The organism is Bilophila sp. (assembly GCF_057864385.1).
In genome coordinates, this window is record NZ_DBMAFI010000027.1 from 12,176 (window position 1) to 35,048 (window position 22,873).

The window sequence follows — 22,873 nt, forward strand, 5'->3', positions numbered from 1 at the left end:
AAGAGTGAAGGCGGCCTTGCGCGCACAGACAGGCGTGTCCATGAGGAGGCTAAACTATGAGTGTTGAATATAAGGATTATTACAAAATATTGGGTGTGGGGCGCGAAGCTTCCAAGGATGAAATCGCAAAAGCCTTCAAGAAGCTCGCCCGCAAGTACCACCCGGATCTCAACCCCGGAAACAAGGAGTCCGAGGAAAAGTTCAAGGAAATAAACGAGGCGTACGAAGTTCTCAAAGACGAGCAGAAGCGGAAGATGTATGACCAGCTCGGCCCCAACTGGCAGCAGGGCCAGCAGTTCGGCGGCAATCCGTTCGGCGGGGGCAACCCCTACGGCGGCGGTACGCGCTTTACGTTCAACGGGCAGGAATTCGGCGGCCAAGGCTTTGACGGCTCCGGGTTCAGCGACTTTTTTGAAACCCTGTTCGGCAGCCGTCAGGGGGGGAGCGCCGGCGGCCCGTTCGGCGGCTATGCCTCGCGTCCGCAGCGGGGCCGCGACATTGAGGCCGATATTTCCATCACGCTTGAGGACGCCGTGAAGGGCGGCGAGCGCAGCCTTACGCTTGAGGGCGGGGACGGCACCAAGACCCTGAAAGTGAATATCCCCGCCGGGGTGAAGGACGGCGCCAAGCTCCGCCTTGCCGGGCAGGGCTATGATTCGCCCAACGGCGGGCCGAAGGGCGATCTGTATCTGCGGATACGTTTCGCGCCGCATTCGTTGTTCCATGTTGACGGCACGGATCTCATCTACGAGGTGCGGATTGCACCGTGGGAAGCCGTGCTTGGGGCGAAGGTCAAAGTCCCCACCCTTGACGGGAACGTCGAGCTTTCCATTCCCGCCGGGACCGGAAGCGGGAAGAAGATGCGTCTGCGCGGCAAGGGCCTTGGCCCGGCGAAGTCGCGCGGCGATCTGTATGTGCGGGTCGGCATCGACGCGCCGAAGGATCTCACGCCGAAGCAGCGTGAACTGTGGGAAGCCCTTGCGGCGGAAAAATAACGCCGCGTTCCGTTTTTGAAGGACAATGTCAGGGGAGATGAGCATATGGAACTTTTGCAGAATACAAAGGACGTGCCGAGCCGTTCGACCCTTATCGTCTGGGGCGAATTTCTGGAACTGACCGGGACGACCCCGGATCGCCTTTCCGAATTGATGGACATCGGGTGGCTCAAACCCACGCGCACGGCGGAAGCCGCATTGTTGTTCCGGCAGGATGACGTATACCGTATCCGCAAGCTTGAGCGGCTGTGCAGCGATTTCGAACTACACACGCTCGGCGGCTCCATAGTAATGGACCTGCTGGACCGTATCGCAACGTTAGAGTTGCGTATTCGTGAGTTGACAGATCGTTAGTACGCCTTATTGTTAGAGAGAAAGCGATAGTGATATCACTTTTGCAGTTGTGTTGCGTTCGGTCATTTTGTCTCGGGCGCCGCTGCTGCGCTACAACGCAATAGAGGTGAACCATTATGGATATCAACAGATTTACCGAAAAATCCCGTGAAGCGCTGACCACGGCGCAGGGGCTTGCCGCCCAGTACGGTCATCAGGAAGTGGACGCCGAGCATTTGGCGCTCGCTCTGGTGAATCAGGAAGACGGCTTTGTCCCCCGCGTTCTGGAGCGCGTCGGCGTCGCCCCCAAGGCGCTGGTCACGGCGCTGGAGGCGGTGCTGAAAAAACGCCCCTCCGTGCGCGGGCCGGGCGCGGAAATGGGCACGATCACGATTTCGCAGCGGGTCGCCAAGGCTATCGCCAACGCCGAGGCCCTCGCCAAGCGTCTGCGTGACGAGTACGTCAGCGTGGAGCATATTTTTGCCGAACTGCTGCGCGAACCCGCCTCCACAGGGCTTGGTCAGGTCGCGGCGGATGCCGGCTTGTCCGCCGAGAAGTTCACCGAGACGATGATGGCTGTCCGCGGCCCGCACCGCGTGACTTCCGCCAACCCTGAAGAGAGCTATGAGGCGCTCAGCAAGTACGGGCGCAACCTCGTCGAAGCCGCCAGCAAGGGCAAGCTCGACCCGGTGATCGGCCGTGACGCGGAAATCCGCCGCGTCATCCGCATCCTGTCGCGCCGCACGAAGAACAATCCCGTGCTCATCGGTGAGGCGGGCGTGGGCAAGACCGCCATCGCGGAGGGCCTCGCCTACCGCATCGTCAAGGGCGACGTCCCGGAAGGGCTCAAGAACAAGACCATTTTCGCGCTGGACATGGGCGCGCTCATCGCGGGCGCCAAGTACCGCGGCGAATTTGAGGAACGGCTCAAGGCCGTGCTGTCCGAAGTGCAGAAATCCGAAGGGCAGATCATCCTGTTCATCGACGAGCTGCACACCATCGTGGGCGCGGGCAAGACCGACGGCGCGATGGACGCGGGCAACCTGCTGAAGCCGCTTCTGGCTCGCGGCGAGTTGCACTGCATCGGCGCGACGACCCTTGACGAGTACCGCAAGTACATCGAAAAGGACCCGGCGCTGGAGCGGCGTTTCCAGACCGTGCTGGTGGAGGAGCCCTCCGTGGAGGACACCATTTCCATCCTGCGCGGCTTGAAGGAACGGTTTGAGGTGCACCACGGCGTGCGCATCAGCGACTCCTCCATTGTGGAGGCGGTGGTGCTGTCCAACCGGTACATCACCGACCGCCAGCTTCCCGACAAGGCCATCGACCTGATCGACGAAGCCGCCGCCATGATCCGTACCGAAATCGATTCGCTGCCCACGGAACTGGACGAAGCCAACCGTAAGGTCATGCAGCTCGAAATCGAGCGCGAGGCCCTGCGCAAGGAAACCGACGACGCGTCCCGCGAGCGTCTGGAGAAGCTGGAAAACGAACTCCGCAACCTTCAGATGACGCAGGCCGAGCTCAAGGGCCAGTGGGAAAATGAGAAGGGCGTCATCAACGTCGTGCGCGATCTCAAGGGCGAGATCGAACAGACGCGCCTCGCCATTGAGGACGCGACCCGCCGCGGCGATTTGCAGACGGCGTCCGAACTCAAGTATGCGAAGCTGCCTGAGCTGGAAAAGCGTCTCCACGAAGCCGAAAACGGTCAGGAAGCGCCGCGCCTGCTCAAGCAGGAAGTGCGCCCCGACGATGTGGCGGACATCGTGGCCCGCTGGACCGGCATTCCGGTCACGCGGCTGCTTCAGTCCGAACGCGACAAGCTCATCCATCTGCCTGACAAGCTCCATGAGCGCGTGATCGGGCAGGATGAGGCCGTGCAGGCCGTGGCCGACGCCGTGCTGCGTACGCGGGCCGGGCTGTCCGACCCTTCGCGCCCGCAGGGTTCGTTCATTTTCCTCGGCCCCACGGGTGTGGGCAAGACGGAGCTGTGCAAGGCGCTGGCCGAAGCGCTCTTTGACAGCGAAGAGAACATCGTGCGCCTCGACATGAGCGAATACATGGAAAAGCATTCCGTGGCGCGGCTCATCGGCGCGCCTCCCGGCTATGTGGGCTACGACGAAGGCGGCCAGCTGACCGAAGCCGTGCGCCGCAAGCCCTACAGCGTCATCCTGTTCGACGAAATCGAAAAGGCACATCCGGACGTGTTCAACACCCTGCTGCAGCTCCTCGACGACGGCAGGCTGACCGACAGCCAGGGCCGTACGGTGGACTTCCGCAACACCATCGTGATCATGACCTCGAACATCGGCTCGTACAAGATGCTCGACGGCATCAATCCGGACGGCTCGTTCGCCTCGGATGTGTATACGGAAGTCATGGGCGAACTGCGCCAGCACTTCAAGCCTGAGTTCCTGAACCGCGTGGACGAGACGGTGCTGTTTAAGCCGCTGCTCCCCGAACAGATCGGCCAGATCATCGACCTCCAGCTGCGTCGGCTCCAGAAGCGGCTTGAGGAGCGCAAGATTACGCTGGAACTGACCGAGGCCGCCCACGAGTTCATCGGGGATGCCGCCTATGATCCGCACTATGGGGCCCGCCCGCTCAAGCGGTACTTGCAGTCCCACGTTGAAACGCCGCTCGCCAAGTTCATCATCGGCGGGCAGGTGCGCGACGATCAGCGGGTGGTCATTGATGCCGCCGAAGACGGTTTGACCTTCGGCGTGAAGTCGGGCGATACCGTACAGCCATTGCAATAAGGTTCGGAAAAGGGCGGAAGGCGGAGGCGCTTTCCGCCCTTTTTTAGGCTCTGTCATGGAATGAAGCAACCGCATTCCACGCCAGAGCCTTTTCCATTGTCCCCGTATAGGTAAGATGTCCAGCGGGCGGGAACCGTTACTGCTTTTCCTTGATGCTGAGTATGCCGTCGTCGGATTCGCTGACTTCCAGCCATGTGTCGCCGGGGGTGGTTTGGGCGAGGTACTCCTTGGCGCCCGTGACCATCACGCCCAGCATTTTGCGGTTGTCAAACGAGTCCCCGGTATAGGTGACGATCGTTTCCCACATTTTTTTCTTCGTTTTCAGGGAATCGGCGGCAAGCAGCAGGACGATCTTGTTTTGGGCCACTTCCTTCTGGGTGTTCTTGTAGCCCGTAACGCCGTAGGTCGGGGTTGAAACGGATGTCCTGCCGGTTTTCCCCGTCAACGTGTTGATGTATTCCCCCGTACCTCTGGTTTCGACCCGCGTCACGCCGTAGACGGGCTCGGAAACGGTCGTCTGCCGGGCGACCGTTCGGCTCTTGTATCCCGCGAAAAGCACCGCCGTGGCGTGGGGGAGGCTTCTGGTCACTTTCAGGCCTGCTTCGGGCAGGGCGCTTTCAAGGTTCCGCTTGAGCTCCAGAAAGACGAGATCGTCCTCTTGGCCCTTGACCGCCATGATATAGTAAACGTCCCCGATGCCGGTTTGGATGTCGCCGTTGGTGACGGCATTGATTTTTATGGCGTACTGGTTGGCGACGCAGCCGGGGAGCAGAAGGCACGCCGCAAGCAGGGCGTACAGGCAGGGCCGGGGAAAGGTCATGGATGGCCTCCGGGGGATGCGGCGTTGCCGCGTTGTCGAGCCTTGGCAGCCCCCGTAATCTCGTCTTGGGCGGGGTTTTGTTCCGGGAGGGCTGGGTATGCTGTGGGGATGCCTTGGCTGCCTGTGCTGGGCGGGGCGCGAAGCCGCGCAGGGCATCATCTGGGCGAACATTTGACGCCGCCTGCGGGGGACATTTCTTTCTTTCTTTCTTTCTTTCTTTCTTTCTCTCTCTCTCTCTCTCTCTCTTCCGCCACGTCTTTCCTCGTTTGACGCCGCCTGCGCGGGGGCATACCGGTTTGGGCAGCTTTTCCCTGATGCGGAAGCGTCACGCATGGCGCGGCGGGGACGCAGGCGGGTATCCGCATCACGCAGCCGAAACATCATGCGAGGCCGGGCGGGGCCACGGGAAGCCGTCCTTGGGACGGCTTTCGCCCCTTACGTCCCGTCCCCTCTATCATCCTCCCATGCCTATGGCAATCGGGCGGGGAGGGCGGCGTTTTCCCTTCGTTCTTTCTTGACAACCGCGCAGCCTTGAAGCACAATTTTTCGATTACACTTTGGTGTGGATATATAAGGAGCCTGTCCATGAGCGATTACAAAAAGAGCCTGAATCTTCCCAATACATCCTTCCCCATGAAAGCCAATCTCACCCAGCGTGAGCCCGAAATGCTGCGCTGGTGGGAAGAGAACAATATTTACGGAGCCATGCTGGAAGCTTCGGGCAGCCGGGGCTCTTTTCGCCTGCACGACGGCCCGCCCTACGCCAACGGCCATCTGCATCTCGGCCATGCCCTGAACAAGATCCTCAAGGACATCACCATCAAGTCCCGCAACATTCAGGGGCAGCAGTCCGTGTATGTGCCCGGCTGGGACTGCCACGGCCTGCCCATCGAATTGAAGGTTGAGCACGAGCTTGGCGAAAAGAAAAAGGAAATGCCTCCCTATGCGGTGCGCCGCCGCTGCCGCCAGTACGCGGACAAGTTCGTCGATATCCAGCGCAAGGAATTCAAGCGCCTTGGCGTGCTCGGCGACTGGGATCATCCCTACAAGACCATGCTCCCCGAATACGAGTCCGCCACGGCTGCCGAGCTGGCGAATTTCGTGGAAAAGGGCAATGTTGTCCGCAGCAAGAAGCCCATTTACTGGTGCTGTTCCTGCCAGACGGCGCTTGCCGAGGCCGAAGTGGAGTATGCCGACCACAAGTCGCCGTCCATTTACGTCCGCTTCCCGCTGGCCGACGACAAGCTCAAGACGGTTTTTGAGAAAGCCGATCCGTCCCGCGCCTATGTAATCATCTGGACGACGACCCCGTGGACCTTGCCGAGCAATATGGCTGTGGCGCTGCATCCTGAATTTGAATATTCGCTGGTCGAATACGAAGGCAGCCAGTACGTGCTCGCCACGGAACTCGTCGAAAGCGTCGCCAAGGCGTGCGGCTGGGACATGGACGGCGTAAAGACCGTGGGGATCGCCGCCGGGAAGCAGCTTGAACGCATCAAGGCCCGCCATCCGTTCTACGACCGCGAGTCTCTGCTGATCCTCGGCGGCCATGTGACGCTCGACGCCGGCACCGGCTGCGTCCATACCGCTCCCGGACACGGCCGCGAGGACTATGAAGTCTGCCTCCAGTACGGCATCGACATCTATTCCCCGCTCAACGACCGCGGCGAATACCTCGACAGCGTGGAGTTTTTCGCCGGGTTGCAGGTGCAGAAGGCCAACCCCAACGTCATTGAGAAGCTCAAGGAAGTCGGCAACCTGATGGGGCAGGCCGACATCACGCACTCCTATCCGCATTGCTGGCGCTGCAAAAATCCCGTCATCTTCCGCGCCACGACCCAGTGGTTCGTGAGCATGGACGCCAACGGGCTGCGCCAGAAGGCGTTGAAGGCCATCCGCAACGACGTGGAATGGATTCCGGGCTGGGGCGAGGAACGCATCTACAACATGATCGAACAGCGCCCCGACTGGTGCGTTTCCCGCCAGCGTCTGTGGGGCGTGCCGATTCTGGCCCTGCTGTGCGAGGACTGCGGCGAGGCTTGGAACGATCCCCAATGGATGCGCGACATCGCCGCCCGGTTCGCCAAACATCCCACCGGCTGCGACTACTGGTATGAAGCCGACATGAAGGACATCGTGCCCGAAGGGTTGAAGTGCCCCAAGTGCGGCGGCCAACACTGGAAGCGCGAATCCGACATCCTCGACGTGTGGTTCGACTCCGGGACGAGCTTCGCGGCGGTGCTCGAAAAGCGCCCCGAATTGGGCTTCCCCGCCGACCTCTACCTTGAGGGATCGGATCAGCACCGCGGCTGGTTCCACTCCTCGCTGCTCGCGTCCATCGGCACGCGCGGCGTCCCGCCCTACAAGGCGGTGCTCACGCACGGCTACGTGGTTGACGGCGAAGGCCGCAAAATGTCCAAGTCCCTCGGCAACGGCATTGAGCTTGACGAGATCATCAGCAAGCACGGCGCGGAAATCATCCGCATGTGGGTGTCTTCCGTGGATTACCGCGAGGACGTGCGCATTTCGGTGGAAATCGTGAACCGCCTTGTGGACGCCTACCGCCGCATCCGCAACACCTGCCGCTACCTGCTCGGCAACCTGAACGACATGACGAAGGCCGACCTTGTGGACGTGAAGGACATGGATCCGCTGGATCGCTATGCCCTCGACGTCGCCGCGCGCACGCACCAGCGCGTGCAGGACGCCTACCGGGACTATGAATTCCATAAGGTCTTCCATTCCCTGCACAACCTGTGCTCCACGGATTTGTCCGCGTTCTATCTAGACATCCTCAAGGATCGCCTGTATTCCTCCGCGCCCGCGAGCCGCGCCCGCCGTTCCGCCCAGACCGCGCTGTACCACATCCTGCTGATGCTCGTGCAGGACATGGCCCCGGTCTTGAGCTTCACGGCCGAGGAAGTGTTCCGCCACATCCCCGAAGCCCTGCATCCCGGCGCGAAGAGCGTGTTCGCCTTCCAGCTCATGGATGCGGACGCCTTCCTGCTGGACGATGCCGCCCGCAGGCGCTGGGAAGCCGTGCTCGCCGCGCGTACCGAAGTGACCCGCGCCATCGAGCCGCTCCGCAAGGCCGGAACCGTGGGGCACGCGCTGGACACCGCCGTGACCCTGTACGCCTCGCCGGAACTGCTGGAAGTGCTCGGCGGCATCGGCACGGATCTGCGCGCCGTGTGCATCGTGTCCCAGCTCCATCTGGCTCCGCTTGCCGACGCGCCCGCCGATCTCGCTCAGGCCGACATTGCCGAATGCGGCAAGCTGGCCGTGGGCGTGGCAAAGGCCGTTGGCGAGAAGTGCGAGCGCTGCTGGATTTACAGTGACGAGCTCGGCTCCGATCCCGAACACCCGACGCTGTGCCCGCGCTGCGCCGCCGTTATGAAGGAACTCGCGTAGTGGCAGAGCCGGGCAAGGATACCCGTTACAGGGTTGTTTTGGGCGTCGGCGTCGGCGCGCTTGTGCTCGACCAGCTGACCAAGTTGTGGGTGATGGCGTCACTGCCCTATTACGGGGCGGTGACGGTCATCCCCGGCTTCTTTGATTTGGTGAACATCCGCAACCGCGGGGCCGCGTTCGGCTTCCTCAACCGATCCGACATCGAATGGCAGTTTTGGCTGTTCTTCGCGGCCACACTGGTTTCGGCGGGCGTGATATTCATGCTTGCGCGTTCGGCCCATCGCGGCGAAAAGCTGCTGTTCTGGGGGCTCGGCATGGTGCTCGGCGGGGCCGTGGGCAACCTTGTGGATCGCATCCGGTTCCGCGCCGTTGTGGATTTTCTGGATTTTTATGTCGGCCAATGGCATTGGCCCGCGTTCAACGTGGCGGACATCGCCATCTGTTGCGGCGCGCTGCTCGTTTGCCTCAGCATGTGGCTGAAAGGCCCGTCAGGGAGGGCGTCGTGAGCCTGTTTTCGCTTGAATGGTGGCAGATCGCGCTGTTGTTTCTGCCCGCGCTGCTGAATTTATGGGGTATCTGGCACGCCTTCAGCCATACCTTTGAAACGCCGCTTGAGCGGGTGCTGTGGATGCTCGCCTGCGTGTTTGTTCCCGTCTTCGGCGGCGTGGCCTATGTGTTGTTCGGCTGGCGGCGCGCCCGCTGACTTGAGTTCTCTTGGTAAAGGGCGTATCTTTATTGTCCAAATCCTTTCTTTTAGGGTAATACAATGAAAAAGCCGTATATCTTTCCACTGCTTTTGGGATCGCTCGTTCTGACCGGCTGCGTCAATAGCCAGATGGACGCCATGCAGATGCGCCTGAACCAGCAGGAGCAGCAGATCCGCCTTTTGAGCAGCCAGCTTTCCGGCGTGCAGCCCGCACAGGCGGACACGTGGGCGCAGGTTCAGTCCCTGCGTCAGGAGATGAGCGCCGTGAAAGGGCAGATCGACGACTTCAACAACGCTACGGCCGCTGCTGGCGGGCTTCCCGGCCTCGCCCAGCGCGTAAACAACCATGAGGCCGCGCTGCAGGCCATCGCCACGCAGTTCGGCATGGAACTGCCCGTGGCCGCCGCTCCGGGCGATCCCGGAACGCTTCCCGCCACGCCCGGCATGGCCGACGCCACCGCCGCGCCTGCCATGCAGCCCCAGCAGGCCGCTCCCGCCCCCCAGCAGGCCGCCCCGCAGACGCAGGCGCAGAGCGACATCGCCAAAGCCCTCTACGACAACGGCGTGCAGTCGTTCAACGCCCGCAATTATAAGCAGGCCCTCAAGTCCTTCTCGGACTTCACGGACACCTACGCCAAGCACAGGCTTATTTCCAACGCGTGGTTCTGGCGCGGCGAGTGCAACTACCAGCTTGGGAATTTCCCGGCCGCCGCACTGGATTACGAACAGGTCATCTCCAAGTATGGTTCGAGCGGGAAGGCCGCTTCCGCGTACCTGAAGCAGGGGATGTGCTTCATCAAGGCCGGGAAGAAGGACGCCGCCAAAGTCCGTTTGCAGGAACTCGTCAAGAAGTTCCCCAAGTCGCCTGAAGCGACCCGCGCCGCACAGCTCATGAAAGACCACAAGATGTAGGAAGCGCCATGAGCCAGGAAGCCAAGCCCTACCGCAGCAACGTGCATCTGACGTTTCCCCCGGCCATTTCGGGGGCGCCGCTGGTCTGCAACCTGACCCGGCTGTTTGACCTTGATTTCAACATCAGCACGGCCCAGATCACGCCGCGGCAGGAAGGTTTTTTGACTCTCGAACTGTCGGGTTCACGCGATGCCTGCGACAAGGGGATCAGTTACCTGCGGGAAAAGGGTGTGTTGGTTTCGCCCGTGGCGCAGCGGATCCGGCATAATGAGGACAAGTGTATGCAATGCGGCATGTGTACGGCTTTGTGCCCGTCCTCCGCGCTGACCGTGGACGTCAAAACGCGCCTTCTTGCATTCGACAAGGAAAAGTGTACAGTATGTGCGCGCTGCATCCGTATTTGCCCTGTCGGGGCCATGCAGATGGACGCTCCTGAAGAGGGTGTTCTGACCGAATGACGCCCCTGAGGACCTATAGCTCAGTTGGTAGAGCCACCGGCTCATAACCGGTCCGTCCTAGGTTCAAGTCCTAGTGGGTCCACCAAATATATGAATGGGTTACGAAAGTATATCGTAACCCATTTTTTTATGGGTGGGCATTCTGTCCCAGTCCTGTCCCAGGTTTTTCTGTATGGAAGGTGAAGGGGGGTGAAGGTTTCCCGCATGGGACAATCCTACACGGCCCCCGCCCGCCGGAAGGGATGCGACAGTATCGGCATCCCCACGGCATAAGGATACGAACAGCCTTCATACCCCGTAGGCAGAACCGCCGCGCCTATACTGCCATGTACCCGTCCAAGGCCCCACAAGCCTCCTAAGAGGCATTTTGCTCTTTACATGGTTAGAGGTTGTTTTTTCAATGCTCTGTTATAGCTTGTGGTTGCTTCATCTCCACAGTGCGATGAAAATACAGCCTTTTTCTCCGGTTTTCCCCTTGGCGGGATCCACGGCTAAGACATTTTTCCGGTTATCTTGGACTTTCAAGGAAAAAAGCATCAACCATTTTTATAACACAGCCTTTTCCAAAAACGGGCCCCAGATTGACGATACAGAAAAATTTTTTTCAGGGCGGGGAGGCCACAAAAAAGGCGGCCCGTTTCCGAACCACCCCGCCGTTTCGTGGGCTCTTACCCCTGCCGTGCTTCCTCTGTGTTTCGCTTGCCGTTCGAGCTGGGCCTGTACAGCCGCAAGAGCCACCGCCGCCGTGCCATTCCCTTTGGGGCCACTCGCCGGGGTTCCATCCGCTTCGCCAACCCGTAGCCAAATAGATGCCTAGGGCATAGGCCGCAGCCGTTCGTGTGAGCTTTATCATGGGAAGCCCTCCTTTCATATAGGGTAACCCGCCGCACCTTTCCCCGGCAAGTAAGGACACATCGGATACGCCCCTTTTTAAAGAGGCAGAATCCGATAGGTTCTGTTATAGTATGTGGTTGTTTCATCTCCACAGTGTGGTGGAAAATACAGCCTTTTTTCCAATTCTTCCCTTGGCGGGATCCACGGCTAAGGCATTTTGCCGGTTATCCCTTTGGAACTTCAAGGAAAAAGCATCGACCATTTTCTATAACACAGCCATCCGATATGCCCCGGTAACAGAAACAGCCCCATGAGCGTCCCAATTCAGCCTGTCCGCCTTTAAGCGTGGAAACGATGGAATGGTTGCATCGGTTCCTTTTAGGAAGCTATTCGCCGTCCCCCAATGCGACGGCTCCCGTTTTGCGGTAGACCATACAGGCGGGGAACAGCGCGCACAGGGAGCCGAGCGCGAAGGAAGCGGCGGCAAAGGAGCCTTCGGCGAGGGTCAGTTGTGGGGAGAGCATGATCCCGGTCTGGCGGAACATGAGCAGCGCCGCGCCTTCGGAAAGGCCCCAGCCGAACAGCAGGCCCGCCAGCGTGCCCATGGCGATGCTGACGCTGACCACGCACCAGACGCTGAGCACCAGATAGGCGCGGGGCGCGCCGAGCACACGCAGCGTGCCGAGCATCCGTTTGCGCATGGATACCGCCATCCCGCCGACCAGCATGACCCCGCACAGGGCTACGAACTGCGCGGCATAGGCCATGCCGGTCATGATGTCGCGCATGTCGCCGAGGGTGGCGAACAGCTCGGTCAGCACCTCGCCGGTAAAGACGCCCTGCATGTTCACCGGCCTGCCGTCCGCATTCGGGAGGGTCGCCGTCTGCCAAAAGGCCCGCAGGCGGTAGGCGGCGGCGATGCTTTCGGGCTTGACGACCACGGCGGAAACGCCGGGCAGCGGGGAACCCTTCCCTTCAAAAAGATGTCCGAGGGGCAGCCCATGCCCCGCATCGGGAAACGCATCGTGGACGGCCCAGACCGATTCGATGGGGATGAGGATGGCGTTGTCCCACGGCGTGCCCGTTTCCGGCAGGCGGCCCACGGCCTTGTAGCGGACATGCCCGTGTTCGTTGCGGGATGCGGAAACCTGCCCGTGCATGGGGGAAAACGCCTCTCCGAGCCGCAGGGGGACGCCCGCGCCGAGCACGGCTTCGTCCTGCGCGGCAAAGACCCTGCCTTCCGCGAGCACCCGCTTGCCGCCGAGCGTGACCATATCCCTGCTCGTCCCCACCAGCGGGGACGCGTTCCAGCGGTCGCCGAAGGCCAGCGGCGCGGCCCATGCCACGCCTTCCTGCTTCAGGATTTCCGTAACCGCGCTCCCCGGAACCAGCGGCAGCGACTGCGGGCGCAGATAGACCGCCCCAAGCATGAGCTGCACGCTGCTGCCCTGTGCGCCCACCAGCAGGTCGAAAGCGTCGCCCGCCCGCGCCGTGCCCTGCCGTACCGCCCGTTCGGTCATGCTGACCCCGACGCCGAGGCTGAGGGACAGCGCGAGGACCAGCGACAGGGCAAGGATGCCCCCGAAGGAGCGGCGCAGTTCGCCTTTGATCAGCATCAACGGATTCATGCCGCCTCCCGTATAATACCCCGGTTGAGATCGAGCACCCGGTCCATGTTTGCCAGTACGGCATCGTCATGGCTCACGACAAGGAGCGTGCTGCCCAGCGTCCGGGCGTACCCGGAGAGCAGCAGGGTCACCTGCCCGGCGTTGGCTTCGTCAAGGCTTGCCGTGGGTTCGTCCGCCAGGATGATGCCCGGCTTGAGCAGCACGGCCCGCGCAATGGCGACCCGCTGCTTTTCCCCACGCGACAGCGCCCGCACTTTCCGGGTGGGGCAGACGTGCATTTGTTCGAGCAGGCCGCGCCCGCGCCGGATCAAGGTTTCCGGGATGCGCCATCCGGTGAAGGTGGCGGGCAGGAGCACGTTTTCCAACGCTTCCAGCTCAGGGAAAAGCTGGAAGTCCTGAAAGACGAAACCGATATGCTGCCCGCGCCAGCGATCGCGCTGGTGTTCGGGCAGCGCGCCGGGCACGGTCGCGCCCCAGCGCACGGTTCCCCTGTCTGGAAGCACAAGCCCGCTCACGACGTTGAGGAGGGAGCTTTTCCCTGAGCCCGATGCGCCCCGGATGCCGACGTGTTCGCCGGATGTTACTTTAAGGTACGGTATGTCAAGAACCGTCCGCCTTTGTACCCCTTCGGGAAAGGTGAGGAGGATGTTCTGAAGTTCGAGCCCGTTCATACAAGATCCTTGGTTTGCCGTAGGTTACAGCCTGCTGAAACGGGCGTCCCGCAGCCTGAGCTGGCTGATGAATCCGGTATCCGCATCGCGGTGCGATCCGATTTCCAGCACGCCCTCCACCTCAATGGTGGCGTTGTTCTGGACGAAGCTCTGGTTGGAGGAAAGGTAGACGACGAGGATGTTGTCGGGCCAGTCCGCGTCTGACTGGCAGAACGGGCACAGGGCCACGGGTTCGCGTGTGAGCACGAAGAAGGCGGCTTCGGCCTTGAGCGGCGGGGCCATGAAACCTTTGATCATGACGCGCTGCCCGGAGAGGCCCTTTACCTTGTCGGAAAACTGGAGCCCAAGGACGCCGCCCCCGCTGTAGAGTTCGTCAAACGAGAGTTCCGGCGTCGCCGCTTTCGCCGTACCCGTCAGGCAGAGCAGGGCAAAAAAGAGGAGGAACAGTCTTTTCATGGGTGGTTCCTGTGGAAAAAGGGAAGGCTCTGTCATGGTATGCGGTTGTTTCATCCCACAGTGTGGTGGAAATGCAGCCTTTTTCTCCAGTTTTCCCCTTGGCGAAACCTACGGCTAAGGCGTTTTTCTGGTTATTCCTTTGAAATTTCAAGGAAAAAAGCATCAACCATTTTCTATGACACAGCCAAAGGGAAAAGGAGGGGCTTCGTCAGGAAGCGCCCTCCCCCCGGTTTTTCCTACTTATTTCCGAGCGCGAGGGCTTCGGATATGATGCGGAAGACTTCCGTGCTGTTCATGAAGCCCCGGAAGGCGTCGGCATGCGGGCCGCGCGCGCCGACCACAAGGTCGTCAATGGAGTGGACGCCGGTGGATTCGGTACGGGGCAGGTTGCCGATGCGGAGCTGCGCGCCGGGCACATCCTTGTAGGCGGCGTTGGCGATGTAATGCCCGTTTTCATCCTTGACGGACGGGACGAACGGGCCGTCCATCTTCGGGCGGTAGGTTTCGTAATAGTCGGGGTAGTTGCCGATGAACACCGCGAGGCGCTTGGACACGTTCACGTCGTCGGGGTAGCCGTCGCCGTTTTCGTCCTTATAGGCGGGATAGCCGGCCTCGGCGTAGATGCCCACCTTGTCGCGCATGAGCTCGCCGGGCAGGTTGTCGTCCACGGTGCCGATGACGCTGATGGAGTGGGTATGGTCGCCGGTGACGATGAGCAGGGTGTCGGGGTTCTTGTCGCAGAATTCCTGCGCAATGGCGACGACCTTGTCGAACATGATGGTGTCGTAGACGGCGCGTTCCCAGTCGAGCGGGTGGCTGTACTTGTCCACGAGGCCCGCTTCAAGCATCAGGAAAAAGCCTTCGGGGTTCTTGGAAAGCACGGAAAGGGCGGCCCGCATGGAGTCGGTGAGATCCGGCTGATCCGGGAACTTGGAGACAGTCCCCTTCTTGAGGAACTTGCGATCCAGCACGCCGTCCATGTTGCCGGTATGGAACAGGCCGAGCAGCTTGTCGGGGTTGCCCTTCACGGCCTTGGAAAGCTCGGTATTGGACGTGGCAAGGGCATAGCCTGCCTTCTGGAACATTTCGATGTAGTTCTTGTCGTCCTTGCGCTTGGAGCCGGGGACGCTTTGGGGCAGGAAGTAGGCGGAGCCGCCGCCGATGATGACGTCGGGCTTCACGTTGTAGAACATATCCACGATTTCGGCCTTGTCGGCGCGGCGGCGGGTATGCCCGACCACGGAAGCCGGGGTCGCGTCCTCGATTTCGGCATCCGAAACCACGCCGATGGATTTGCCGGTCGTGCGGCGGAGCAGTTCGGCGATGGTTTCCTGCCTGGGATCGTCCAACGAATCGGGGGTGCGGTCGGCGTAGACGCCGAGGGCGTTCACGCTGGACTTGTGCCCGGTCATGTAGGCGGAGGCGGTGTTGGCGGAGTCGGCGGCGATGGAATCCACGCTGCACGTGCCGAGCATGGCGGTATAGGGCAGGGTATCCATCGACAGCTTGCCGTTGTACATACCGTTGGTCACGCCTTTGGACATGAGGCGGGCGCTCGTGCGGTGGCCCATGCTCAGGCCGTCGGCGATGAGCAGGATGACGTTCTTGGCGGCGGGCTTGGCGGGCGTGCCGTACACGTCCCAGTTGGCGGAGGCTTTCCCGGTGGGGCTTTCCACCGTCACCTTGTACTGTCCGGGCTTGAGCGAAGCGCCGCGCAGCAGCAGGGCGGAGCCGTCGGCCCCCTTTTCCTTGGCGATGAATTCGGGTTTCGCGCCCAGAACGGCCTTGGCGTCCTGCCCGTTGATCAGGACTTTGGCGTCCTTTTCGGCGAGCTGGCCATCAAACTCCACCTTGAAGTCGAAGCGGCTCCCGCCCAGGAAGCGGGCCGTATCCACAGGGTAAATGTTCGGCGCGGCTTCCGCGACGCCGGAGAAGAGCAGGGCGCCCAACAGGGCGGGAATGATGCGTGTGTTCATGTAACGATCCTTTGTTGAGAAAAACTGTGAAAATCAGGCGCGCACGAGTTCGGCTACTTCGGCTGTCAGCCCGTCCAGCCCCCTGGTGCTGTACGCGCCGTAAAGCTGCATGGCGGTCTTTTGCGAAAACACGTAGTTGCGGAACTGGTTGAAGGGCTTCTTGGACAGATCGGCTTCCTTGATGCCGTAGGAGCGGACGGCGACCTGCTTGAGGGCGTCCACGGTCCATTGGGCGGCGGGCACGCTGAGCACCCAGTCATGGTCGGCGAGGTGGGTCACGAAGCCTTCCATGCGGCGGGGCATGGGCAGGGTTTTGCCGCCCTTTTCCACAAGCCCGGCCTTGACGGGATCCTTGCCGTTGATGACGGCGGCGGCCTTCAGCCAGCCCACCACCAACTGTTCGGATGCGGCGGCTCCGGGGTGATCGTGGGCACAGGCCTGCGCTACGCACAGTTCGGGGGACAGCCCGCGCCGCAGGCTTTCGGCGACGCTGAGGATATGGTGTTCTCCGGTGGCGGCGAGGGTTTCTTCCTTGCGGCAGGTTCCATCCGCCTGCCACTGGAAGACCCACGGCTTGTGGAGGTCGTGGAGAAGCTGGGAGGCGAGCACCACGTCGCGGTCGAGCTTCAGGCCGAATACGTCGACATAGTTGTCATACAGGGCCTTGCAGGAGGCCACGTTGAGGGCCGTGTGCGTCACCAGCCCGCCGGGGTAGCTGTGGTGGCTGTTCCAGCCGCTGCCGGGCGCGGTATAAAAAGGCTGCGGGCTTTTCTTCGTGCCGGCGCAGGGCGGGAAAACGGCCTTGGCGTCCTGGGCGAGCAGCCCTTGCCCCTTCAATTCCTTCATAATGGCCTTGGCGTCACCTTCGGCCAGCAGCGGGGCCGGGTTTTTCATGATGTCCAGCACGGCGGCGCGCAGGCCGGGGTTGCCGATTTCCGCGGCGGCGTCCTGAAGGTATTTCCACGCGGCCATGACGTACTGGGATCTGTCCGCCATTTCCTTGGGCGTCATGTTGATGCATGCGTCAAGGGAGACGGCTTCCGTGGCGGCGTGGGCTGCGGAAGGATGCAGGAAGGTTTTTCCGGCGAGCAGCACGGCTCCGGTAGCCAGCCCGCCCAGCAGGAAGGTGCGGCGACTGTAATCGGCATTCATGGGGTTTCTCCTTGTTGATCCGTTTCAGGATGAGGCAAGGGAGAACCTAGACGTCGTTCGTGGCGGAAACGTGGCCTTAGTGTGACGTTTGTATTGTTTGTATGAACAACCCGTATGTATGGGCAGCCGTGAAGAGGAAGGGCGGCAGGGTGTCGCCATACGGATACACATGGAGGGGGAATCGTCTGAAGACATTATGAAAGGGAGAAAATTGCCCTTTCGCCAAGCCTGTCGGAACGGCTTCCCTCTTTTCTCCATTCCGCTATCCCCATCCCTATATTAAAGGTTCCCGTGTTAAAGGCTTCCGTGCGTATCGAGTGCCGCAGCTTTTCCCATACAGTGCCATCGTAACGTGGCGCGGCGATGGAATGCCCGGTCGCCGGATTGGGGTCCCGCGCTGTCATCGTGATATGACGCATCCAAAGCGGAGAGGTGCCGGAACGCGGGGGAAAGGGCGCTGAACAAGGAAGATCGGGGCCAAAGCGGAGGGGCAGGGAGGCGGCCCCAAAACGGGCCGGATGAAAGGCCGCTTCATATCATGAGTATGAAACCACCTTGAATCATAAACCATCTCAGCGTTCTTGAAAGACCGTATATTCTATCATAGCATGGCTTCTTTATTAGACTAACAGGAGCCCTATATATGAAGACGGAACACCTGTTTACCATCCGTTTGGGGGATGGGAGGCATTTTGAGTATGAAGGCACGCTTGACGGCGCGAAGCGCAAGGCCTCGAAGCTCGCCACGCCGCCGGTAGCCATTCAATTGCTTGCGGAACAACGCCTTATCGCCACGCGAAGGCCGTATTTCGGCTGGGACGGCAAAGTAGGATGGCACCCTTGGGAGCTTATCGAGAGGATTTTTTGAACGGGGCCGCGCTCTGAGATGCTGTAGCCTGTATTTTATTGATATATAATTGTATGTTGTGAAAAAGGCTGATGGGGCCGCCTCCGGTTCACCGGGGTTTCTTCCACCAATGGGGATGGAAGAAGGCAGGCATGGCGGCCCGGAAAGCGGAGGAAAAACGGCGCGGGCACCGGGCTGCCGTTCCCCCTGCGAGGCCAATGCGGAGGCATCGGCCCCGCGAAGGCGGGAAGCGTTCGATTGGCAGGGAGCGTTTGCCGGACAGCCACGTCCCACCCTCCCCCATTCCTTGGAAGCGCGCCCGCAACCAGCCCGGCATGTACTTCGTCGGCAATGGCCGGAAAATCGCCCATGTTGCCAACGGAGTCATCCGTACAGGTAAGAACGATTCAGGGTCTTCCCCACGTGCGTGGGGGTGTTTCTCAGACAATGCCGCATTCCCGCCGTGTGGCTGGGTCTTCCCCACGTGCGTGGGGGTGTTTCTCCATTGCAGATCATCGCTATGGTCGCCGTCACGTCTTCCCCACGCACGTGGGGGTGTTTCCTACAGCGACAAGGTGGGTAAGGAAGTCTACGGGTCTTCCCCACGCACGCGGGGCCGGGCATGGATGAATGCGCTTTTCAGCTTGGCTTTCCCCACACGCATGGGGTGTTTCGGCTTTATCCGCACAGGTAGGAGCGCTTTCTGTTGAGGAGCTGGATTAGGACGATATAGGCAAGGGCACTGTTCCGTGCCCCACTTCGCTATGCCGCAGGCTACGGCGTAGGGTAGGGGCCCGTCGCGATTTGTGCCTCCGGCTCCATCCCGGAATGTTTGTTCGGCTAGGCATTCCCGGAAGGGATGGAAACATGGTGGGGATACGCAGGGATTCCAATGTGCCCGCCCCCGTTCAAAGCTGCCGCTCCAGCCCGCCGGGGAATGATTCTCCGGCTGGAGGAGGGAACGATGGATGAAGGGGCGGGGTTTTGCCGCCGCTTAAAGGCGCGGCAGGACAAAAACAGGCAGCAGGGCAAGCAGTTGGGAGCTCCGAAATGTCTCTAGCTGTCTTATAAAAGGAAACTTGCCATTCCGGGGTACTTCTTCAAGACGCGCTTTTTAGTTGAGGGTGCCGTTGACGCCTTCAACGAACCAATCCATGCTGAGCAATTCCTTGTCGGGAGGAACCGCACCCGCGGGGATGCGTTCAACGCCTTGCTGATCTTTGACGGGGCCCGTGAAGACAACGAGCTTTCCGCTCTTGATGTCGGCCTTGGCCTTATCGGTCAGTTCGCGTACATTTTGCGGGATCATGGGGCCATAGGGGGCTATGTCCACCACGCCGGTTTCCATGCCGTACCAGAAGGAACCGTTTTTCCACGTCCCCGCGCGGACTTGCTCTACAACCTCCTTATAGAAGGGCCCCCACGACCATATGGCGGACGTCATGTGAGCCCGTGGTGCAAAACGGGTCATATCGGTATTGTAACCGATGGAATAAACACCCATTTCCTGTGCCGCTTCTTGGGGCCCGCTGGAGTCCTGATGCTGCGCGATGACGTCCGCGCCCTCTTTGATGAGGCGCTTGGCGGCGTTTTTTTCCATGACGGGATCATACCATGATTTAGTCCAGACTACACGGACTTCGGCCTTGGGGTTCACCGCACGCACGCCGAGGGTAAAGGCATTGATGCCGCGGATGACTTCGGGGATGGGGAAGGCCGCCACGTAGCCGATGGCGCCGCTCCGGGTCATGGAACCGGCCACCAGGCCGGTGAGATAGCGCGCCTGATAGATCCTGCCGAAATAGTTGCTCATGTTGGGGGCGTTCTTGTAGCCGGAGCAGTGCATGAATGTGGAGTCGGGGTACTGCTCGGCAACTTTGAGCATAAAATCCATGTAGCCGAAACTGGTCGCAAAAATGACGTCGTAATGCTTGCGGGCCATGTTTCGGATGATGCGCTCGGCTTCCGGCCCTTCGGGGACGCTTTCCACATACGAGGTTCTCACGCCGGGCATGGTGCTCAAGAGCTTACGGGCTTGATCATGGGCATATGACCAGCCTTCTTCGCCGATCGGGGAAATATAGATAAAGCCGACCTTCATCTCCCTTTGGAGCCCTCTGGACTGAACCGGCGCGGAGGCCAGCCCAGCCGCAAGGAGCAGGGTGGCCATCAGGAGCGCAAGCGTACGCATGGGTATATCCTCTGATATGGGACACGGTTTCCGGGATGGCCTCCCGGTTTTTTAAGGCTGTGCCACAGCAAACGATTGATGTTTTCTTTCTCGAAGGCTCTTATAGTTTGTGGTTGTTTCATCTCCACAGTGAGGTGAAAATACAGCCTTTTTCTTCGGTTTTCCCCTTGGCGGGATCCACGGCCAAGGCATTTTGCCGGTTATACCTTTGGCTCTTCAAAGAAAAAAGTATCAATCATTTTCTAGAACACGGCTTTCTCGAAGTTCCAAATAAACAACCGACAACATGCCTCAGTCATGGAGCCCGCTAACGGAAAGCTGGAGAAAAAGGCTGTATTTTCACCGTACTGCGGAGATGAAGCCGCCACATCTCATGGCAGGGCCGTTCTTCAAAGAACGGACGGTAAACGATTTAGGAAGACGTTTCAAGGTGAGTCCTCCTAAAAGGGAAGTACGTATTCCATATATGGAAAAAGCTTTCCTGAGCCTTAAAAGGCATGGAATCCGTTTTTCCCCGCTTTTAACCCCTCCGCCGCCGTCATCCTTTTGTTATGATGGCCCATGAGGGGGCTCACGTTCACCATGCCCGCCCGTCAAAGTGTTTTGTGGCAAATGTGTTGCGATGGCAAGACGATGCGGGATCAGGGACCGCGGCTCATTGCAGTGCCCCGCGTTTGATGGTATGTGAAAAAAGATGTTCCGTGACCGGGAGGCTTGCCCCTGTCCCCAAGGTCACACACTGTTCAGGGGCAGAACGGAGAGCTGGACAATATGAGTACGATCGCTTCAGTTTGGGCCCGCGAAATCCTTGATTCGCGCGGCAATCCTACGATAGAGGTAGAAGTTTCCCTTGATTCCGGTCACGTAGGCCGCGCCGCCGTCCCGTCCGGGGCTTCCACGGGAACCCGCGAAGCGCTGGAACTGCGCGACGGAGACAAGGCCCGTTATAAAGGCAAGGGCGTCAGCAAGGCCGTTGAAAATGTGAACACCGAGATCGCGGAAGCGATCGTGGGCCTCGACGCGCTGCGTCAGGTGCAGGTGGACAACACCATGCTGGATTTGGACGGTACGGACAACAAGTCCCGCCTCGGCGCCAACGCCATGCTCGGCGTATCGCTCGCCACGGCCCGCGCCGCCGCTGAATCCCTGGCCCTGCCGCTGTACCAGTACATCGGCGGCGTCAACGCCAAGGTGTTGCCCGTCCCCATGATGAACATCATCAACGGCGGCGCTCACGCCCCCAACAACTTGGATATTCAGGAATTCATGATTATGCCCGTCGGTGCGCACACGTTTGCCGACGGCCTGCGCATGGGCTCTGAAATCTTCCATACGCTGAAGACCATCCTTGCCGCCGACGGCCACATCACCAGCGTGGGCGATGAGGGCGGCTTTGCCCCCAACCTCAGGAACCACGACGAAGCGTTCAGCTATATCCTGAAGGCTATTGAGGAATCCGGCTACAACCCCGGTTCGGAAGTCGTGCTCGCCATTGACGCCGCCGCTTCCGAGTTCCACAAGAACGGTAAGTATATGATCGGCGAAAAGGGCGCTCTGAGCAACCGGGAAATGATCGAATGGCTGGCGGAGTTCACCGCCAAGTATCCGCTCGTCTCCATTGAAGACGGCCTTGCCGAAGATGATTGGGACGGCTGGCGCGAGCTGACCGATACCCTCGGCGACAACATCCAGCTTGTGGGTGACGATCTGTTCGTGACCAACCCCGACATCCTTGCCGAAGGCATCGAAGAGGGCATCGCCAACTCGATCCTCATCAAGGTGAATCAGATCGGCACTCTGACCGAGACCCTCGACGCCATCCAGCTTGCCAAGGAATCGGCCTACACGACGGTCGTTTCCCACCGTTCCGGCGAAACCGAGGACAGCTTCATCGCCGACCTCGCCGTGGGTGTGAACGCTGGCCAGATCAAGACCGGTTCGCTCTGCCGCAGCGACCGCCTCGCCAAGTACAACCAGCTTCTCCGCATTGAGGAAGACCTTGACGACGCCGCCATGTACTACGGCCCCGTCATGGGTGCGAATCTCGCTTTTGACGGCGAAGAATAAGGCAATCGGGGAGGGGAAGGGGAGCCTTTTAAAAAAGGCCCCCCTTCCCCTCCCCGAACCCCTCCCCTTCCCCGCGAAAACTTTGACTGGTGGGGAGGCCGCGCAGAGGGAGTACCGTTGAAAAAAGAAAGGCTGTGAACGGAGTTCACAGCCTTTTTATTTGGCTCTGCCATAGCATGTGGCTGTTTCATCTCCACAGCGCGGTGAAAATACAGTTTTTTCTCCAGTTTTCCCATTAGCGGAATCTATGGTTTATGGTTAAGGCATTGGGGGGGTATTCCTTTGGAGCTTCAAGGAAAAAGCATCAGCCGTTTCCCGTGACACAGCCTTTTCTTTAGGCTCTGTCATAGTACGTGGTTGTTTCATCTCTACAGTACGGTGAAAATACAGCCTTTTCTCCAGCTTTCCCTTTGGCGGGCTTCATGGCTGAGGCGTTTTGTTGGTTATTCCCTCGGAACGCCATAGAAAAAGGCATCAACCTTTTTCTATGACACAGCCTTTTCTTTATGGGCTTCAGCCTGTTGGGGATACGAAGTATCCGAAACAAGAAACCACCCGTTATATGGGTGGTTATTATTTGCGGTACTGTTATAGAGCGTGAGTTGTGTTATACAGTACAGTGAATAGAGAGCTTTTTATGGGTATTGGCGGTGGCCC

17 protein-coding genes and 1 tRNA gene are annotated in these 22,873 nt (G+C 60.1%); 11 read left to right on the forward strand and 7 right to left on the reverse strand.

Going from position 1 to position 22,873, the window contains the following annotated elements:
* The first annotated feature begins 56 nt into the window (after window positions 1–56).
* The 3 genes from ACZM8Y_RS10180 to clpB all read left to right on the forward strand — a co-directional run bounded on the left by ACZM8Y_RS10180 (window position 57) and on the right by clpB (window position 4,087).
* The gene (locus tag ACZM8Y_RS10180; protein WP_308770745.1) at window positions 57–995 is read left to right on the forward strand and encodes a DnaJ C-terminal domain-containing protein; all 939 of its coding nucleotides are present in this window, start codon (window positions 57–59) and stop codon (window positions 993–995) included.
* 45 nt (window positions 996–1,040) lie between these two features.
* Window positions 1,041–1,349: a chaperone modulator CbpM gene (locus ACZM8Y_RS10185; RefSeq protein ID WP_005025286.1), complete on the forward strand. Its 309-nt coding sequence runs from the start codon at window positions 1,041–1,043 to the stop codon at window positions 1,347–1,349.
* Window positions 1,350–1,465: 116 nt separating this feature from the next.
* Window positions 1,466–4,087: an ATP-dependent chaperone ClpB gene (gene clpB / locus ACZM8Y_RS10190; protein WP_479859603.1), complete on the forward strand. Its 2,622-nt coding sequence runs from the start codon at window positions 1,466–1,468 to the stop codon at window positions 4,085–4,087.
* A 136-nt stretch (window positions 4,088–4,223) separates the two neighbouring features.
* Here the strand turns inward: clpB and ACZM8Y_RS10195 are convergent, their stop codons facing one another.
* Window positions 4,224–5,291, reverse strand: a complete 1,068-nt coding sequence (locus ACZM8Y_RS10195) for a hypothetical protein (RefSeq protein ID WP_489501721.1) — start codon at window positions 5,289–5,291, stop codon at window positions 4,224–4,226.
* Window positions 5,292–5,492: 201 nt separating this feature from the next.
* On the opposite strand from ACZM8Y_RS10195, the gene ileS reads away from it, so the two are divergent.
* From ileS to ACZM8Y_RS10225, 6 genes are all read left to right on the forward strand, one after another.
* On the forward strand, window positions 5,493–8,318 hold the full coding sequence (gene ileS / locus ACZM8Y_RS10200; RefSeq protein WP_482330254.1) for an isoleucine--tRNA ligase: 2,826 nt from the start codon (window positions 5,493–5,495) through the stop codon (window positions 8,316–8,318).
* A complete protein-coding gene (lspA, locus tag ACZM8Y_RS10205; RefSeq protein ID WP_302552936.1) occupies window positions 8,318–8,824 on the forward strand; it encodes a signal peptidase II in 507 nt (168 codons plus the stop codon). Before ileS ends, lspA begins: the two co-directional genes overlap by 1 nt.
* A complete protein-coding gene (locus tag ACZM8Y_RS10210) occupies window positions 8,821–9,021 on the forward strand; it encodes a PLDc N-terminal domain-containing protein (protein WP_302552937.1) in 201 nt (66 codons plus the stop codon). Before lspA ends, ACZM8Y_RS10210 begins: the two co-directional genes overlap by 4 nt.
* Window positions 9,022–9,084: 63 nt before the next feature.
* The gene (gene ybgF / locus ACZM8Y_RS10215) at window positions 9,085–9,936 is read left to right on the forward strand and encodes a tol-pal system protein YbgF (protein ID WP_302552938.1); all 852 of its coding nucleotides are present in this window, start codon (window positions 9,085–9,087) and stop codon (window positions 9,934–9,936) included.
* Window positions 9,937–9,944: 8 nt separating this feature from the next.
* Window positions 9,945–10,394 (forward strand): NIL domain-containing protein, encoded by a 450-nt coding sequence (locus ACZM8Y_RS10220; protein WP_302552939.1) that lies wholly within the window; start codon window positions 9,945–9,947, stop codon window positions 10,392–10,394.
* A gap of 9 nt (window positions 10,395–10,403) precedes the next feature.
* Window positions 10,404–10,479, forward strand: a tRNA-Ile gene (locus ACZM8Y_RS10225).
* Window positions 10,480–11,614: 1,135 nt separating this feature from the next.
* Here the strand turns inward: ACZM8Y_RS10225 and ACZM8Y_RS10230 are convergent.
* The 5 genes from ACZM8Y_RS10230 to ACZM8Y_RS10250 all read right to left on the reverse strand — a co-directional run bounded on the left by ACZM8Y_RS10230 (window position 11,615) and on the right by ACZM8Y_RS10250 (window position 17,111).
* Window positions 11,615–12,856: an ABC transporter permease gene (locus ACZM8Y_RS10230; protein ID WP_482330255.1), complete on the reverse strand. Its 1,242-nt coding sequence runs from the start codon at window positions 12,854–12,856 to the stop codon at window positions 11,615–11,617.
* The gene (locus ACZM8Y_RS10235; protein ID WP_482330256.1) at window positions 12,853–13,527 is read right to left on the reverse strand and encodes an ABC transporter ATP-binding protein; all 675 of its coding nucleotides are present in this window, start codon (window positions 13,525–13,527) and stop codon (window positions 12,853–12,855) included. Before ACZM8Y_RS10235 ends, ACZM8Y_RS10230 begins: the two co-directional genes overlap by 4 nt.
* 24 nt (window positions 13,528–13,551) lie before the next feature.
* Window positions 13,552–13,983 (reverse strand): hypothetical protein, encoded by a 432-nt coding sequence (locus ACZM8Y_RS10240; RefSeq protein WP_479858646.1) that lies wholly within the window; start codon window positions 13,981–13,983, stop codon window positions 13,552–13,554.
* Between the two features lie 236 nt (window positions 13,984–14,219).
* A complete protein-coding gene (locus ACZM8Y_RS10245) occupies window positions 14,220–15,959 on the reverse strand; it encodes an alkaline phosphatase (protein WP_482330257.1) in 1,740 nt (579 codons plus the stop codon).
* Between the two features lie 33 nt (window positions 15,960–15,992).
* Window positions 15,993–17,111 (reverse strand): metal-dependent phosphohydrolase, encoded by a 1,119-nt coding sequence (locus tag ACZM8Y_RS10250; RefSeq protein WP_482330258.1) that lies wholly within the window; start codon window positions 17,109–17,111, stop codon window positions 15,993–15,995.
* A 643-nt stretch (window positions 17,112–17,754) separates the two neighbouring features.
* Between ACZM8Y_RS10250 and ACZM8Y_RS10255 the strand changes: the two genes are divergently transcribed.
* The gene (locus ACZM8Y_RS10255; RefSeq protein WP_482330259.1) at window positions 17,755–17,979 is read left to right on the forward strand and encodes a hypothetical protein; all 225 of its coding nucleotides are present in this window, start codon (window positions 17,755–17,757) and stop codon (window positions 17,977–17,979) included.
* A 1,093-nt stretch (window positions 17,980–19,072) separates the two neighbouring features.
* Here the strand turns inward: ACZM8Y_RS10255 and ACZM8Y_RS10260 are convergent.
* Window positions 19,073–20,149: a BMP family ABC transporter substrate-binding protein gene (locus tag ACZM8Y_RS10260; protein WP_482330260.1), complete on the reverse strand. Its 1,077-nt coding sequence runs from the start codon at window positions 20,147–20,149 to the stop codon at window positions 19,073–19,075.
* Between the two features lie 771 nt (window positions 20,150–20,920).
* Here ACZM8Y_RS10260 and eno point away from each other — a divergent pair.
* Complete coding sequence (gene eno / locus ACZM8Y_RS10265) at window positions 20,921–22,216, forward strand: phosphopyruvate hydratase (RefSeq protein ID WP_302552947.1); 1,296 nt, start codon at window positions 20,921–20,923, stop codon at window positions 22,214–22,216.
* Window positions 22,217–22,873: the final 657 nt, after the last annotated feature.